14 protein-coding genes, 1 other RNA gene and 1 pseudogene are annotated in these 15,224 nt (G+C 58.8%); 12 read left to right on the forward strand and 4 right to left on the reverse strand.

Features of this window, described 5'->3' with window-relative positions:
• The 7 genes and pseudogenes from CYR55_RS24050 to CYR55_RS20795 all read left to right on the forward strand — a co-directional run.
• A partial coding sequence (locus CYR55_RS24050; RefSeq protein ID WP_175580802.1) for a transketolase-like TK C-terminal-containing protein occupies positions 1-166 on the forward strand: 166 nt, incomplete at its 5' end.
• A gap of 390 nt (positions 167-556) precedes the next feature.
• The gene (gene epd / locus CYR55_RS20770) at positions 557-1,573 is read left to right on the forward strand and encodes an erythrose-4-phosphate dehydrogenase (protein WP_101818255.1); all 1,017 of its coding nucleotides are present in this window, start codon (positions 557-559) and stop codon (positions 1,571-1,573) included.
• Positions 1,574-1,643: 70 nt separating this feature from the next.
• Positions 1,644-2,807, forward strand: coding sequence for a phosphoglycerate kinase (pgk, locus tag CYR55_RS20775; RefSeq protein WP_101818256.1), 1,164 nt, complete (start codon positions 1,644-1,646; stop codon positions 2,805-2,807).
• Between the two features lie 121 nt (positions 2,808-2,928).
• Positions 2,929-4,008 (forward strand): class II fructose-bisphosphate aldolase, encoded by a 1,080-nt coding sequence (gene fbaA / locus CYR55_RS20780; RefSeq protein WP_101818257.1) that lies wholly within the window; start codon positions 2,929-2,931, stop codon positions 4,006-4,008.
• A 316-nt stretch (positions 4,009-4,324) separates the two neighbouring features.
• A pseudogene (mscS, locus tag CYR55_RS20785) lies at positions 4,325-5,182 on the forward strand (small-conductance mechanosensitive channel MscS); the annotation flags it as partial.
• A gap of 273 nt (positions 5,183-5,455) precedes the next feature.
• Positions 5,456-6,073: an arginine exporter ArgO gene (argO, locus tag CYR55_RS20790; protein WP_101818307.1), complete on the forward strand. Its 618-nt coding sequence runs from the start codon at positions 5,456-5,458 to the stop codon at positions 6,071-6,073.
• Between the two features lie 272 nt (positions 6,074-6,345).
• A complete protein-coding gene (locus CYR55_RS20795; RefSeq protein WP_101818259.1) occupies positions 6,346-7,068 on the forward strand; it encodes an oxidative stress defense protein in 723 nt (240 codons plus the stop codon).
• Positions 7,069-7,116: 48 nt separating this feature from the next.
• Here CYR55_RS20795 and CYR55_RS20800 read toward each other — a convergent pair whose 3' ends face one another.
• Positions 7,117-8,010 carry a LysR family transcriptional regulator ArgP gene (locus CYR55_RS20800; protein WP_072932771.1) on the reverse strand — a complete coding sequence of 298 codons (894 nt, stop codon included), beginning with the start codon at positions 8,008-8,010 and terminating at the stop codon, positions 7,117-7,119.
• A gap of 185 nt (positions 8,011-8,195) precedes the next feature.
• Here CYR55_RS20800 and rpiA point away from each other — a divergent pair, with 185 nt between their 5' ends.
• Positions 8,196-8,852 (forward strand): ribose-5-phosphate isomerase RpiA, encoded by a 657-nt coding sequence (rpiA, locus tag CYR55_RS20805; RefSeq protein ID WP_072932769.1) that lies wholly within the window; start codon positions 8,196-8,198, stop codon positions 8,850-8,852.
• A 401-nt stretch (positions 8,853-9,253) separates the two neighbouring features.
• Positions 9,254-10,495, forward strand: a complete 1,242-nt coding sequence (gene serA / locus CYR55_RS20810) for a phosphoglycerate dehydrogenase (RefSeq protein ID WP_101818260.1) — start codon at positions 9,254-9,256, stop codon at positions 10,493-10,495.
• Positions 10,496-10,551: 56 nt separating this feature from the next.
• On the opposite strand, the gene CYR55_RS20815 is transcribed toward serA, so the two are convergent.
• From CYR55_RS20815 to zapA, 3 genes are all read right to left on the reverse strand, one after another.
• Complete coding sequence (locus tag CYR55_RS20815; protein ID WP_101818261.1) at positions 10,552-11,163, reverse strand: 5-formyltetrahydrofolate cyclo-ligase; 612 nt, start codon at positions 11,161-11,163, stop codon at positions 10,552-10,554.
• Between the two features lie 76 nt (positions 11,164-11,239).
• Positions 11,240-11,423, reverse strand: a non-coding RNA gene (gene ssrS, locus CYR55_RS20820) — 6S RNA.
• A gap of 95 nt (positions 11,424-11,518) precedes the next feature.
• A complete protein-coding gene (gene zapA / locus CYR55_RS20825; RefSeq protein ID WP_072932761.1) occupies positions 11,519-11,848 on the reverse strand; it encodes a cell division protein ZapA in 330 nt (109 codons plus the stop codon).
• A 243-nt stretch (positions 11,849-12,091) separates the two neighbouring features.
• Between zapA and CYR55_RS20830 the strand changes: the two genes are divergently transcribed.
• Genes CYR55_RS20830 through ubiH form a run of 3 tightly spaced genes read left to right on the forward strand, consistent with a single transcriptional unit; the run spans position 12,092 to position 15,216 of the window.
• Complete coding sequence (locus tag CYR55_RS20830) at positions 12,092-12,667, forward strand: YecA/YgfB family protein (protein ID WP_101818262.1); 576 nt, start codon at positions 12,092-12,094, stop codon at positions 12,665-12,667.
• Positions 12,668-12,722: 55 nt separating this feature from the next.
• Positions 12,723-14,033: a Xaa-Pro aminopeptidase gene (gene pepP / locus CYR55_RS20835; protein WP_101818263.1), complete on the forward strand. Its 1,311-nt coding sequence runs from the start codon at positions 12,723-12,725 to the stop codon at positions 14,031-14,033.
• 4 nt (positions 14,034-14,037) lie between these two features.
• Positions 14,038-15,216 carry a 2-octaprenyl-6-methoxyphenyl hydroxylase gene (ubiH, locus tag CYR55_RS20840; protein ID WP_101818264.1) on the forward strand — a complete coding sequence of 393 codons (1,179 nt, stop codon included), beginning with the start codon at positions 14,038-14,040 and terminating at the stop codon, positions 15,214-15,216.
• The last annotated feature ends 8 nt before the right edge of the window (positions 15,217-15,224 follow it).

Below are 15,224 nucleotides of genomic sequence, written 5' to 3' on the forward strand. Positions count from 1 at the left end.
GATTGAGGCGGGTATCAGCGACTACTGGTACAAGTATGTCGGCCTGAACGGCGACGTGGTGGGCATGACCACCTTCGGCGAATCCGCCCCGGCGGAGAAACTGTTCGAGCTGTTCGGCTTCACCGTAGACAACGTGGTGAGCAAGGCGAAAGCGCTGCTGGGCTAAGCCCGCTGCCTGCCCGGCCTGACCAGATAAGCGCCCCAAGGGGGCGCTTTTTTTATGCCTGAAAAATGTAAAAAAGGGGAAATCTGGCCTTGCAGCATCAGGTGGGCGGACATAACCGGCTTATCCACCCGGGAGTTTCTCATTGAGTGGCGATATTTCCAGCAATTGCATCAGGATCATCTTAGGCTGGGGTCAGATCATTTTCTTTAGGATCGCTTTGGTTTATGCTCCGCTGAACCGTTTCAGTTGGGAAATATCCCAATAAAATGAAGAGTGTGATGGTGATCACATAATTGATGTGATGATGTAAACACGGCAGGAGGATTCCTCCCGGGGGCGCGCTGTATTACGCTATAAGGCTGGCACAATGACCGTAAATCAGGGAAAAGCATGACCATCCGCATCGCGATAAACGGGTTTGGCCGTATCGGCCGCAGCGTTTTACGCGCGCTTTATGAATCCGGCCGCCGGGCGGAGATTTCTGTGGTTGCGATTAATGAACTGGCACAGTCTGAAGGCATGGCGCACCTGCTGAAATATGACACCAGTCACGGGCGTTTCGCCTGGGACGTGCGGCAGGAGTGCGATGTGCTGTCGGTTGGCGATGACACCATCCGCCTGCTGCATGAGCCGGATCTGGCTGCACTGCCGTGGGGCGAACTGGGTGTGGATGTGGTGCTGGATTGCACCGGCGTTTACGGCAGCCGTGCCGATGGCGAGGTGCACCGCGCTGCCGGGGCTAAAAAGGTGCTGTTTGCCCACCCGGGCGGGCATGACCTCGATGCCACGGTGGTGTATGGCGTCAACCATGATGCGCTGTGCCGGGAGGATCGCATTGTCTCTAATGCCTCCTGCACCACCAATTGCATCATCCCGGTCATCAAGCTGCTGGACGACGCTTACGGCATCGAATCCGGCACCGTGACCACCATCCACTCTTCCATGAACGACCAGCCGGTGATTGACGCCTATCACCCGGATTTGCGCCGTACCCGCGCGGCCAGCCAGTCGATCATTCCGGTCGACACCAAGCTGTCAGCAGGCATCACGCGCATTTTTCCACAGTTCCAGGATCGCTTCGAAGCGATCTCGGTGCGGGTGCCGACCATCAATGTCACAGCCATCGATCTCAGCGTTTTTGTCGGGGCCTGTGTCGGGGTACATGACGTCAACCTGCTGTTGCAAAAGGCCGCACAGGGGGCTTTTCGTGGTATAGTTGACTATACGGAACTACCATTAGTCTCGATAGATTTTAACCATGATCCGCACAGTGCCATCGTTGACGGCACGCAGACGCGGGTCAGCGGACAGCACCTGATTAAGACCTTGGTCTGGTGCGACAATGAGTGGGGCTTTGCCAACCGGATGTTAGACACCACCAGGGCAATGGCCGCAAGCGGTTTCTAGTACGGTGTACCGGTTTCGCCCGGCGCATCGCTCAAGCAACTTTAAAAGAGAATCAACGAGAGGGTTCACCATGTCTGTAATTAAAATGACCGATCTGGATCTGGCCGGCAAACGCGTGCTTATCCGCGCTGATCTGAACGTGCCGGTAAAAGAGGGCAAAGTTACCTCTGACGCGCGTATCCGTGCGTCCCTGCCGACGATTGAAGCCGCGCTGAAGCAAGGTGCACGTGTCATGGTTACATCTCACCTCGGCCGTCCGACCGAAGGCGAATACAACGACGAGTTTTCGCTGCTGCCGGTTGTGAACTACCTGAAAGATAAGCTCTCTTCCCCGGTGCGCCTGGCGAAAGAGTATCTGGACGGCGTTGACGTTGCAGAAGGTGAACTGGTGGTTCTGGAAAACGTCCGCTTTAACAAAGGCGAGAAAAAAGATGACGAAGCGCTGTCGAAGAAATACGCCGCGCTGTGTGACGTCTTTGTGATGGACGCGTTCGGCACCGCCCACCGTGCGCAGGCCTCTACCCATGGCGTCGGCAAGTTCGCGCCGGTGGCCTGTGCCGGCCCGCTGCTCTCTGCAGAACTGGAAGCCCTGGGCAAAGCGCTGGGTAACCCGGCCCGCCCGATGGTGGCGATTGTGGGCGGCTCTAAAGTCTCCACCAAACTCACCGTGCTGGATTCCCTCTCCAAAATCGCTGACCAGCTGATTGTCGGCGGCGGCATCGCCAACACCTTTGTGGCCGCACAGGGCCACAACGTCGGTAAATCCCTGTATGAAGCCGACCTGACTGATGAAGCGAAAAAACTGCTCGAAACCTGTGACATTCCGGTGCCGACCGATGTGCGCGTCGCCACGGAGTTTTCCGAAACCGCACCGGCAACGTTGAAATCAGTCAACGACATCAAAGATGATGAGCAAATCCTTGACCTGGGTGATGCGTCCGCTGAGCGTCTGGCTGAGATCCTGAAAAATGCCAAGACCATTCTGTGGAACGGCCCGGTAGGGGTATTCGAGTTCCCGAATTTCCGTAAAGGAACCGAAATTGTCGCGCAGGCAATCGCCGACAGCGACGCATTCTCCATCGCAGGCGGTGGTGACACTCTGGCAGCAATCGATCTGTTCGGAATTGCTGACAAGATTTCCTATATCTCTACCGGCGGCGGTGCCTTCCTGGAGTTCGTGGAAGGTAAAAAACTGCCGGCAGTTGTGATGCTGGAAGAGCGTGCCAAGCAGTAATTAACCTGGACGGGCCGCGCAGGCTGCCCGTTCCTGCCGTTACGCCCCGCGTTTCTGGGGCAGGGCGCAACGGCGTACCGATTCATTTCTCTCTACGGCCGACGAAACAGGACGACGTAAAATGTCTAAAATTTTTGATTTCGTAAAACCGGGTGTCATCACAGGTGATGACGTTCAGAAAGTGTTCCAGGTAGCGAAAGAAAACAACTTCGCACTGCCGGCAGTTAACTGCGTAGGTACCGACTCCATCAACGCTGTGCTGGAAACCGCCGCTAAAGTCAAAGCACCGGTTATCGTTCAGTTCTCCAATGGTGGCGCGGCATTCATCGCCGGTAAAGGCCTGAAAACTGACGTCCCGCAGGGCGCGGCTATCCTGGGTGCTATCTCCGGCGCACACCACGTGCACCAGATGGCAGAGCACTACGGCGTGCCGGTTATCCTGCACACTGACCACTGTGCCAAGAAACTGCTGCCGTGGATCGACGGCTTGCTGGATGCGGGCGAGAAGCACTTCGCTGCGACCGGCAAACCGCTGTTCTCCTCCCACATGATCGACCTTTCCGAAGAGTCCCTGGAAGAGAATATCGAGATCTGTTCCAAGTACCTGGAGCGTATGTCCAAAATGGGCATGACCCTGGAGATCGAACTGGGCTGCACCGGCGGTGAAGAAGATGGCGTGGACAACAGCCACATGGACGCCTCCGCGCTGTACACCCAGCCGGAAGACGTGGACTACGCGTACACCAAACTGAACGCCATCAGCCCGCGCTTCACCATCGCCGCGTCCTTCGGTAACGTTCACGGTGTGTACAAGCCGGGTAACGTGAAGCTGACCCCGACCATCCTGCGTGATTCTCAGGATTATGTGTCCAAAAAACACAACCTGCCGCACAACAGCCTGAACTTCGTCTTCCACGGCGGTTCCGGTTCTTCTGCCCAGGAGATCAAAGATTCCGTCAGCTATGGCGTGATCAAAATGAACATCGATACCGACACCCAATGGGCAAACTGGGAAGGTATCCTGAAGTATTACAAAGAAAACGAAGCCTACCTGCAGAGCCAGCTGGGCAACCCGAAAGGCGAAGACCAGCCGAACAAGAAATACTACGATCCGCGTGTCTGGCTGCGTGCTGCACAAAGCTCCATGGTGACCCGCCTGGAGCAGGCGTTCCAGGAACTGAACGCGATCGACGTGCTCTAATCTGTTTCCTGGCAGACCACAAGGCTCCCGCATGGGGGCCTTTTTTTATGGCTGACGCCCGAGTCTGTGCGGATTTCGGCCGGATTGGCCTGTTTTTCGGCGTCTGGGGCACGATCGGGGGCTGTGGGTTGGCGGGAGCGGATTTTGTTAGTTACCCTTATAGGCATGCTTGTCAGGCTTGAAAACCTTGATAATCTTTGTGGTTTTTACCGCGCCGGCCCCTTGCCGGGCGTGAAGCCAGGCGTAGAGTAACAGACAGGTATGACGCACCCCCGGCATCAGGGGGGAGACTGTGAAAATAACAAAGGTGAGATGAATGGAAGATTTGAACGTGGTAGACAAGATTAACAGTGCCGGCAGCTGGCTGGCCCGTAACCAGAGTTTATTGATCCATTACGCGGTGAATATCGTGGCCGCCGTTGTCATCATGATCCTCGGCTTTATGGCCGCCAAAGTGATCTCCAGCACGCTCCGCAAAGTCATGCATGCCAGGGGCATCGATGACACGGTGTCCGATTTCCTGTCAGCGATTGTACGTTACGGGGTGATCGCATTCACCATCATCGCGGCGCTGGGCCGCATCGGCGTGCAGACCGCCTCAGTGATCGCGGTGCTGGGTGCCGCCGGCCTGGCCGTGGGCCTGGCGCTGCAAGGCTCGCTGTCTAACTTTGCCGCCGGCGTGCTGCTGGTGATCTTCCGCCCATTCCGTGCCGGTGAGTATGTGGACCTGGGCGGCGTGTCCGGTACCGTGGAAGAGGTGCAGATTTTCCATACCACACTGCGTACCCCGGATGACAAAATGGTGGTGGTGCCGAACGGTAAGATCATCGCCAACAACATCATCAACACCTCCCGGGAGCCGAACCGCCGTACCGAGATTGTGGTGGGCGTAGCGTATGACGCCGACATCGATACCGTGAAAAAAGTGCTGGGTGACATTGTGGCCGCTGATGAACGCATCATGCATGACAAAGGCGTGGTGGTACGTCTGAATGAGATGGGCGCCTCAACGCTGAATTTCGTGGTGCGCTTCTGGACCACCAACGGCAATGCGCAGGAAACATTCTGGGATACGCTGGAAAGCTTCAAGCGCGCGCTGGATAAACACAACATCGGCATCCCTTATCCGCAGATGGACGTCCACCTTTACAAAGCGGAAAGCGCCTCAGCGGAACCGGCCGCTGACCAGCCGAAAGACGATCGCAACCTGAGCCTGAAAAAAGGCACAGAAAGCCCGGCGACCAGCAGCGCAACCTGATCTGCGCAGCCCGCTGCAGGGGCACCTCCGGGTGCCCCTTTTTTATGGGCGCGGCCATTCGCTATGCCTATTAGCCACACTTATATGCAATAAGATTTTTGCGTTTCCTCTGATAACACCACGCCCGTACACTGCGCCCATTCCAGCCTGCTGTGGCGTACAGCGGCTTTTTTGATGAGGACGTTTATTGTGTTAGCTATCTATCTCCAAGGCTTTCTGCTGGGCGCGGCCATGATCCTGCCGCTCGGGCCGCAGAATGCGTTTGTGCTGTATCAGGGCATCCGCCGCCAGTATCACGTGATGATCGCCTCACTCTGCACCCTGAGTGATGTGGCACTGATCTGTGCCGGCGTTTTCGGCGGCAGCGCGCTGCTCAGCCGCTCCCCTGTGCTGCTGGCACTGGTGACCTGGGGCGGGGTGGCGTTCCTGCTCTGGTATGGCTTTGGCGCGCTGCGCAGTGCGGCCCGGCCGGGGGAAGCGCAAAGTGAGGAGAGCTTCGCCCGCCAGAGCCGCTGGAAAATTGTGGTCACGCTGCTGGCGGTGACCTGGCTCAACCCGCATGTCTACCTGGATACTTTTGTGGTGCTGGGCAGCCTGGGCGGCCAGTTTGCGCCGGATGCGCGCCGCTGGTTTGCGCTTGGGGCGGCTTGTGCCTCGCTGGTCTGGTTCTTCGGCCTGGCATTGCTGGCGGCCTGGCTGGCCCCGGTGTTGCGGACTGCCCGTGCGCAGCGCATCATTAACCTGCTGGTCGGGCTGGTAATGTGGGGTATCGCGCTGCAACTGGCGTGGCAGGCGCTCTCCCGCTGACCGGAAAAGTGTGAGGTGGGTTAAAAACAGCGTAACGGGCGGCGGTATTCGAAGTAATCCTATAGGGCACGCGCCCGGCCGCACGTTATGCTGGTATTGATACGGCAGGGTTTATATTCGTCGGATGCGACGTCACTGGGCCTCACCCGCACAAGGTGAACCGGCTGGCGGGTAAACTAATGAAAAGCGTGTTGCCGCCCCATGATAATTGGTGACTAATGAGGGCTGAAGGGACTTTCTCCCGGCGAACAACGCACTAATAAGGAGCTACCGTGAAGTTAAAGGCATTGGCTTTAGCCGCAATGATGGGAATGGGCAGCGCACCGCTGATGGTTCAGGCCGCTGAAGTGCCGGAAGGCCCGCATGTAGTGACCTCAGGTACCGCCAGCGTGGATGCCACCCCGGACATCGCCACCCTGGCCATTGAGGTCAACGTCTCCTCAAAAGATGCCGCGACCGCTAAACAACAGGCTGACGCGAAAGTGGCCGAATATTTCTCGTTCCTGCAGAAAAACGGTATCGACAAGAAAGACATCAACGCCGCTAACCTGCGCACCCAGCCGGAATATACCTACCTGAAAGACGGCGGATCTGAGCTGAAAGGTTACCGGGCATCGCGCCAGGTACAGGTGACGCTGCGCCAGCTGGACAAGCTGAATGACCTGCTGGACGGCGCGCTGAAATCGGGCCTGAATGAGATCCGTGCCGTGGAACTGGGGGTGGCTAACCCGGAAACGTACCGCGATCAGGCACGCCAGAAAGCGATTGATAACGCCACCCAGCAGGCCGGCGCGCTGGCAGCGGGCTTCAAAGCCAAACTGGGGCCGGTATTCAGCATCCGTTACCATGTTGCCAATTACCAGCCGATGCCGGTGATGCGGATGTACAAAACGGCAGAAGCTGCCCCGCAAAGCGACGCAGCCCAAACCTATGACCAGCAAACCATTCACTTTGACGATCAGGTGGATGTGGTGTTTGAGCTACAGCGCCCGTAATTCCGTCATGCGTTACGATGATGTCTCAACGGCCCTGCGGGGCCGTTTTCAATCCTGCCGCAACACCTGATGGCCATGGGCGATCAGCGCATCCGTGACTTTGCGCATCATGCGGCTCTCCGGTGCGAACCGGTGCCAGAACAGCATCCGCCGCTGGAACAGGCCGGGCGTCAGGTCAATCAGTTCGCCGCTCTCCAGTTCACGCTCAATCTGCAAATGCGGGATCATGCAGCAGGTGGTGCCTTGCCGCGCCAGCTGCACAAAGGCTTCCGACGAGTTAACGATGTGGCAGGGCACACTGCCGGGCGAGAGGTCAAAATTCTGCTGCAAAAAAGCCTGATGCATATCATCAAGATGGTCGAACGCCACCGCCGGCGCTTTCAATAGTGCATTACGCGTGACGCCGTTCGGGAAATAGCGGTCGGCAAAGGCTTTTGAGGCCACGAACAGGTAATCCAGCGCCCCGAGCTGATCCACCAGGCAGCTTGGCAGCGGCTGCGGCTGAATACTGACCGCGCCCACCACTTCCCCACGGCGCAGGCGCTCCTGGGTGCGGGTTTCATCTTCCACCTGCAAATTCAGGCGGATCGGCGAGTCGGCCAGCACCGGCTTCAACGCCGGCAGCAGCCAGGTTGCCAGGCTGTCGGCGTTGACCGCCAGCGACAGCAGCAGCGGCGAGTCACTGCCGGTGTCATTGCCCAGCCACTCCTCCTCCAGCAACTCCACCTGATGCAGCAGCGCCAGCAGTTTCTGCCCCTGCTCGGTCGGGCGCGGCGGCACGGTACGCACCAGCAGCGGCTGGCCGAAAAGGTTTTCCAGCTGTTTGATGCGTTGGGAAACCGCCGATTGTGTGATGCAAAGTTTCTGAGCGGCGCGTTCAAAGCCGCGCTCACGGATCACCGCGTCCAGCGCCTGCAACGTTCGGTAGTCTGGGCGTTTCATTGGAAATCTGTCCCCTGAAGTCGTTGTATTAGCGCACTATGCCACAATTTTGCCGCGCTGCGGGGGCAAAATCACCGTGTTCCCCCGGTGGAACTGTGATCCCCCACCACGGATTGCGCGCCCTTTTCAGCAGCGCTTGCTCTATAATACGCACACGTTTTCGCAGCGGGAGCAATGAACTTACTATGACTCAGGATGAACTGAAAAAAGCGGTCGGATGGGCAGCACTTGATTACGTGACACCGGGCACCATTGTCGGTGTCGGTACCGGCTCCACGGCGGCGCATTTTATCGACGCGCTCGGCTCCATCAAACATCAGATTGACGGCGCGGTCTCCAGCTCGGACGCCTCCACCGCCAAACTCAAAAGCCTCGGCATTCCGGTGTTTGACTGCAACGACGTGGACAGCCTGGACATCTACGTTGACGGGGCCGACGAGATCAACGGCCATATGCAGATGATCAAAGGCGGCGGCGCAGCGCTGACGCGTGAGAAGATCATTGCGGCGATTGCGCGCAAATTTATCTGCATTGTGGATGCCTCCAAACAGGTGGATGTGCTGGGCAACTTTCCGCTGCCGGTGGAAGTGATCCCGATGGCGCGTGCCTATGTGGCGCGTGAGCTGGTGAAACTGGGCGGCCAGCCGGAGTACCGTCAGGGCGTGGTTACCGACAACGGCAATATCATCCTGGATGTGCGCAACCTCACCATCCTGGATCCGGTTGCGCTGGAAAACAGCATCAATAACATTGCAGGCGTGGTGACGGTGGGGCTCTTTGCCAACCGTGGCGCGGATGTAGCGCTGGTCGGCACCAAAGACGGCGTGAAGACCGTAAAATAAGCCCCCGATCTGCCCCGGCGGCCGGGGCAGATTGCGCAGCCGGGCCGGTGAGCGGCATGTGCAGGGCGCTGCCTGTGCGGCTCGCCGGTGGAAACCACCGGGCTGGCGGGCCATAGCCATCGCTTATGACCGGTCATATTTTTCACACTGAAATATCTTTTCTTCTCCTGCGTAAATTTGGTGACATATGTCACAATCCACGGTTTGCATTTCCTAACATTCTGACGCTTTCCGCTTCCCCAGCATTTTTCGCCAAAAACACGCAACGCCGGTGCGCCTTATGCTGAGCCGCCCGCAATCGTTTGTATTGCCGCCCGCTGAATATTTGTTATGTTGAAGCGGCGCTGCTGCACAACGTTGCACGACAGCCGTTTCTGAAGTCTGAAAAATAGGGTCGGGTCATGGCAAAAGTATCACTGGAGAAGGACAGAATTAAGTTTCTGTTAGTGGAAGGGGTCCATCAGAGCACCGTTGAAAACCTGCGTGCTGCCGGATATACCAACATCGAATACCACAAAGGCGCGCTGGATACCGAGGCGCTGAAAGCGTCCATCCGCGATGCGCACTTTGTCGGCATCCGCTCGCGTACCCAGCTTACCGAAGAGGTGTTTGCGGCGGCAGAAAAGCTGATAGCAGTAGGCTGTTTCTGCATCGGCACCAACCAGGTTGACCTGAGCGCCGCCACCAAACGCGGCATTCCCGTGTTCAACGCGCCTTTCTCCAATACCCGATCCGTGGCAGAAATGGTGCTCGGCGAGCTGCTGCTGATGATGCGCGGCATCCCGGCGGCCAACGCCAAGGCACATCGCGGTGTCTGGCACAAACTGGCCGTCGGCTCGTTTGAAGCACGCGGCAAGCGTCTCGGCATCATCGGCTACGGCCACATCGGTATGCAGCTCGGCGTACTGGCCGAAGGGCTGGGGATGCAGGTCTATTTCTACGACATCGAGAACAAGCTGCCGCTCGGCAATGCCCAGCAGGTGCGCCACCTCTCTGAACTGCTGAACATGAGCGACGTGGTGTCGCTGCACGTGCCGGAAACGCCGTCCACGCAGAATATGATGGGCGTAGAAGAGTTCAAACTGATGAAGCCGGGCGCGATTCTGATCAACGCCTCACGCGGCACGGTGGTGGACATCCCGGCGCTGTGCGACGCGCTGGCGAGCAAGCACCTGTCCGGTGCGGCGATTGACGTCTTCCCGGAAGAGCCGGCTACCAATAGCGACCCGTTCAACTCGCCGCTGTGCGAGTTCGACAACGTGATCCTCACGCCGCACATCGGCGGTTCCACCCAGGAAGCGCAGGAAAATATCGGCTCAGAAGTGGCCGGCAAGCTGGCGAAATATTCCGATAACGGCTCTACGCTCTCCGCGGTTAACTTCCCGGAAGTCTCGTTGCCGAGCCACGGTGTCAATGCCCGCCGCCTGTTGCACATCCATGAAAACCGCCCGGGCGTGCTGACGCGCATTAACCAGATCTTCGCGGAGCAGGGCATCAACATTGCGGCGCAGTACCTGCAAACCAGCCCACAGATCGGTTATGTGGTGATTGACGTTGAAAGCGACAGCGCTGACGGCGCCAACACCGCGCTGCAGCTGATGAAAGCGATCCCCGGCACCATCCGCGCCCGCCTGCTTTACTGACAGACTGAGGCAGAAAAAAAACGGGTGCCCCTGGCACCCGTTTTTTTATGCCCGCGTTACCAGCGCCACACCTTGCCGGGGGTAATAATCTCCGGCAACGGCACATCCCACTGTTCCGCCGGGATACACGCCACCTGCTGGCAGTCATGCGCCAGACCAATCGGGTAAGGCCCGTGTTCGCGCCAGTGTGCCAGCGTGCGGTCGTAAAACCCGCCGCCCATGCCTAGCCGCTGGCCGCTGTCATCAAATGCCACCAGCGGCGTCAGGATCACGTCAAGCTGGTGCAGCGGCAGAATATGGCGCACATCTAATGGCGGCTCAGGAATTCGCAGGCGATTGGGGCTAAGTATTGTCTCCGGCTGGTAGTCCAGAAACAGCAGGTGGCCGGGCGAGAAGGGGTGCAGCACCGGCAGCACGACGCGTTTGCCCAGTGACCAGAGCCGCTCAATGGTGGGGCGGGTCGGCAGTTCGCCGTCAAAGGAGAGGAAAATTGCCACGCTGTGTGCTGCCTGAATCCGCGGATGGCCGGCAACCTGTTGGGCAGCCTGATGGGCGGCCTGCTGCTGCTGCTGGGGTGTCAGGGCACGACGGCGCTGGCGGACTTCCGTGCGCAGATGCTGGCGTAACAGGGCAATATCAGAGTGTTGGGCTGGATAGTCTGTTTTCATAGGGGAAACCGTGTCCATACGGGAAAACGGGTCGGTGTAAACAGAACGGGCAACGGGGTGCTGCCGGGTAAAGAAGGGAATCTCCGAGATGCCGCCGCAGGCTGTAACCCTTGAACCCTTGGTTCAAGGTGAACGCAGCGTCGTAACTTTAAGGCTTCTCGGACGAACCGAGCATGCTCACCAATTACGGATCGCCACATTCTTGTGGTATGAAATATCGGCTCAGGGGACTGGCCCGCTGACGAACACCTCAGAGAAATTTTTTACTCGCTGCTGACTCTAAAGATCTTACATTTAAAAATCAACCGCTTAAGTATGCATTTTTACACATTTTTCGAATCACCGCGACTGCCGGTTATTCGAAGGGAGCACCCTGACGTTCAGAGATGCGGCCCTGTTCAAGCAGCGCCTGTTCGATGGTTTGTTGCAACATCCGGATGCGCTGTTCCATATTGGCGGCATAGTCACGCGTTTTCAAGCGTTCTTGCGCCAGTTCGTGACACACGTTCAGTGCCGCGATGAAAACCAGTTGTTCTGTATTTGTGACTCTAGTGCGAACTTTCAGATCTTGCAACCGCTGGTTCAGATCCTCTGCGGCCAGATTCAACGCATCTTGTTGTTCCGGCGGGCAGTTTACCCGTAATGAGCGGCCAAAAATTTGAATATCTACCGGTTGTGCAGCCATGCCACCTTCCTGCCTCAATTTCCGCGTCCGCTTACCGCACCGGTTAAAGCGGGCGCCACTATATATACCTCAATACCAAGATACAACCCCTTTCCAACGGGGAATTCCCCTGGGCCGCAGCCTCTACTCTACTAAGCTGTCAGGGATAATCAACCCTTAACCGGGTCTCTGCTAATCTGGTACAGCGACGGATCTTGGTGGTAGCATACCATGAACTTATCCTGCCAACGATGACCAATACGTATGTCTATAAATAATCCTTACCCTACTTATGATGCCATTAATCAGGCCCTCCGCCAGCAGGCGGTAGCGCTCACCGCCGCAGAAATGCATGGCCTGGTAAGTGGTTTGCTGTGTGGCGGTAACCGTGATACCAGCTGGCAGACGCTGGTACATGACCTCACCAACGAAGGCATCGCCTTTCCACAGGCACTGAACGCGCCGCTGCAGGATCTCTATCAGGTGACGCGTGACACGCTGGAAGATGACGGCTTCGAATTCCGTATGCTGATGCCGGATGACGAGGCCAGCGTTTTTGACCGGGCCGACGCGCTTTCCGGCTGGGTAAACCACTTCCTGCTCGGCCTTGGCGTGATGCAGCCGAAGCTTTCCCAGGTCAAGGATGAAGTGGGCGAGGCGATTGATGACCTGCGCAACATTGCCCAGCTGGGCTATGAAGAAGATGAAGATCAGGAAGAGCTGGAGCAGTCGCTGGAAGAGGTGGTGGAATACGTGCGCGTTGCGGCGATCCTCTGCCACGCGGAGTTCGCAGAACCGGGGCCAACCGCGCCGGAAGTGCGCAAGCCTACGCTGCACTAAGCCGCAATGCCCCGGTAAATAACAGGTTGTTAACGCAGATTTTAAGGAGAAGGTGATGACCCAGCAGGAGTTTCAGAACCGCCGTCAGGCACTTCTGGCAAAAATGGCACCGGCCAGCGCCGCGCTGATTTTTGCCGCCCCGGAAGCCGCCCGCAATGCGGACAGCGACTACCCGTACCGCCAGGACAGTGATTTCTGGTATCTCACCGGCTTTAACGAACCGGAAGCGGTGCTGATCCTGATTAAAAGCGATGACACCCACAACCACAGCGTGCTGTTTAACCGGGTGCGCGACCTGACGGCGGAGATCTGGTTTGGCCGCCGTCTGGGGCAGGAGGCGGCTCCCGCTAAACTGGGCGTGGATCGCGCCCTGCCGTTTGATGAGATCGGCACGCAACTCCACCTGCTGCTGAACGGGCTGGACGTGATTTATCACGCGCAGGGCCACTACGCCTACGCCGACACCCTGGTGTTCGGTGCGCTGGAAAAACTGCGTAACGGCGCGCGGCAGAACCTCGCCGCCCCGGCCACCATCACCGACTGGCGGCCGTGGCTGCATGAGATGCGGCTGTTCAAATCCCCGGAAGAGGTAGCAGTGATGCGCCGCGCCGGGGAGATCACCGCACTCGCGCATACCCGTGCGATGGAGCGTTGCCGCCCCGGCATGTTTGAGTATCAGCTGGAGGGTGAAATCCAGCATGAATTCACCCGCCACGGCGCACGTTTCCCGGCTTATAACACCATTGTCGGCAGCGGCGAGAACGCCTGCATCCTGCACTACACCGAAAATGAGTGTGAAATGCGCGACGGCGATCTGGTGCTGATTGATGCCGGTTGTGAATACCGCAGCTACGCGGGGGACATCACCCGCACCTTCCCGGTCAACGGCAAATTCAGCCCGGCCCAGCGTGCGGTGTATGACATCGTGCTGGCAGCCGAATACAAAGCGCTGGAACTCTACCGCCCCGGCACCAGCATGCTGGAAGTCACGCAGGCGGTGGCGCGGGTAATGATTGACGGCCTGGTCAGGCTCGGCATTCTGCACGGTGAGACTGAGCAACTGCTGGCGGAGAAAGCCTACCGCCCGTTCTTTATGCATGGCCTGTCACACTGGCTGGGGCTGGATGTGCATGATGTCGGCCACTACGGCACCGACCGCGATCGCGTGCTGGAAGCGGGCATGGTGCTGACGGTGGAACCGGGGCTGTATATCGCGCCGGATGCCAACGTCCCGGCCGAATACCGCGGCATTGGCGTGCGCATTGAAGATGACATCCTGATCACCGAAGACGGCAATGAGATCCTGACCGGCGGCGTGGTGAAAGAAGCAGACGAGATTGAAGCGTTGATGGCGGCGGCACGGTAAGCGTATGAGCATGATTATTGTAGGCGGCGGCATGGCCGGGGCCACGCTGGCGCTGGCGGTTTCCGCCCTGACCCAGGGTAAAGTGCGGGTCGATTTGATCGAGGCGGCGCTGCCGGAAGACCGGCAACACCCCGGCTTTGATGCGCGGGCAATTGCGCTGGCACAAGGCACCTGCCGCCAGCTGGCGCGCATCGGCATCTGGCCCGCCCTGCGTGACTGCGCCACGCCGATTACCCATGTGCATGTCAGTGACCGCGGCCACGCCGGGCTGGTGAACCTGCACGCGCAGGATTTCCACGTCACTGAACTCGGCAATGTGGTGGAGCTGCATGACGCCGGGCGGCGGCTGTTTGCGCTGCTGCGCAAGGCACCGGGCGTGCATCTGCACTGCCCGGCCAAAGTCGTGAGCGTAGACCGGCAGAGGGTCAGCGCCGCCGTTACGCTGGATAGCGGCGAAACCCTGACCGCCCAATTACTGGTGGCCGCGGACGGCTCCCACTCGGCGCTGGCCCGCGCCTGCCAGGTACAATGGCAGGTGAGCGACTACCCGCAGATCGCGGTGATCGCCAACGTTACCACCGCAGAAGCGCCGCAGGGGCGGGCGTTTGAACGCTTTACCGAACATGGGCCGCTGGCGCTGCTGCCGATGTCGCAGGGGCGCAGCTCACTGGTCTGGTGCCACCCGCGTGAACGGCAGGCGGAGGTCAGCAACTGGAGCGAGGCTGAATTTATCGCCCAGTTGCAACAGGCGTTTGGCTGGCGGCTGGGCAAAATCCTCAAGGCCGGGCAGCGGGAAACTTACCCGCTGCACCTGCGCACCGCGCACAGCCACGTCAGCCACCGGCTGGCGCTGGTGGGCAATGCGGCGCAAACCCTGCACCCGATTGCCGGGCAGGGCTTTAACCTCGGCCTGCGGGATGTGATGACGCTGGCGGAAACCGTGGCCGATGCCGCCGCAGAGGGGCTGGATGTAGGCAGCGGTGCCGTGCTCAGCGCATACCAGGCGCGCCGCCGCCCCGATCAGCAGGCCACCGTCGGCGTGACGGACGGCCTGATTCACCTTTTCGCCAACCGTTACGCGCCGCTGGCAGCCGGGCGTAACCTTGGTTTGATGGCAATGGAACAGACTCCACTGCTGCGCGATGCCTTTGCCCGCCGGACCCTGGGATGGGTGGCGCGCTGAGGCCAACA

Origin of the sequence: Chimaeribacter californicus, assembly GCF_002858675.1 — a bacterium.
GTDB classification, from domain to species: domain Bacteria; phylum Pseudomonadota; class Gammaproteobacteria; order Enterobacterales; family Enterobacteriaceae; genus Chimaeribacter; species Chimaeribacter californicus.

What these genes read in the sequence shown, in the direction of transcription:
- epd (WP_101818255.1), top strand. Translation starts at nt 557, where the DNA reads ATGACCATCCGCATCGCGATAAACGGGTTTGGCCGTATCGGCCGCAGC.
- pgk (WP_101818256.1), top strand. Translation starts at nt 1,644, where the DNA reads ATGTCTGTAATTAAAATGACCGATCTGGATCTGGCCGGCAAACGCGTG.
- fbaA (WP_101818257.1), top strand. Translation starts at nt 2,929, where the DNA reads ATGTCTAAAATTTTTGATTTCGTAAAACCGGGTGTCATCACAGGTGAT.
- CYR55_RS20800 (WP_072932771.1), bottom strand. Translation starts at nt 8,010, where the DNA reads ATGAAACGCCCAGACTACCGAACGTTGCAGGCGCTGGACGCGGTGATC.
- rpiA (WP_072932769.1), top strand. Translation starts at nt 8,196, where the DNA reads ATGACTCAGGATGAACTGAAAAAAGCGGTCGGATGGGCAGCACTTGAT.
- serA (WP_101818260.1), top strand. Translation starts at nt 9,254, where the DNA reads ATGGCAAAAGTATCACTGGAGAAGGACAGAATTAAGTTTCTGTTAGTG.
- CYR55_RS20815 (WP_101818261.1), bottom strand. Translation starts at nt 11,163, where the DNA reads ATGAAAACAGACTATCCAGCCCAACACTCTGATATTGCCCTGTTACGC.
- zapA (WP_072932761.1), bottom strand. Translation starts at nt 11,848, where the DNA reads ATGGCTGCACAACCGGTAGATATTCAAATTTTTGGCCGCTCATTACGG.
- CYR55_RS20830 (WP_101818262.1), top strand. Translation starts at nt 12,092, where the DNA reads ATGTCTATAAATAATCCTTACCCTACTTATGATGCCATTAATCAGGCC.
- pepP (WP_101818263.1), top strand. Translation starts at nt 12,723, where the DNA reads ATGACCCAGCAGGAGTTTCAGAACCGCCGTCAGGCACTTCTGGCAAAA.
- ubiH (WP_101818264.1), top strand. Translation starts at nt 14,038, where the DNA reads ATGAGCATGATTATTGTAGGCGGCGGCATGGCCGGGGCCACGCTGGCG.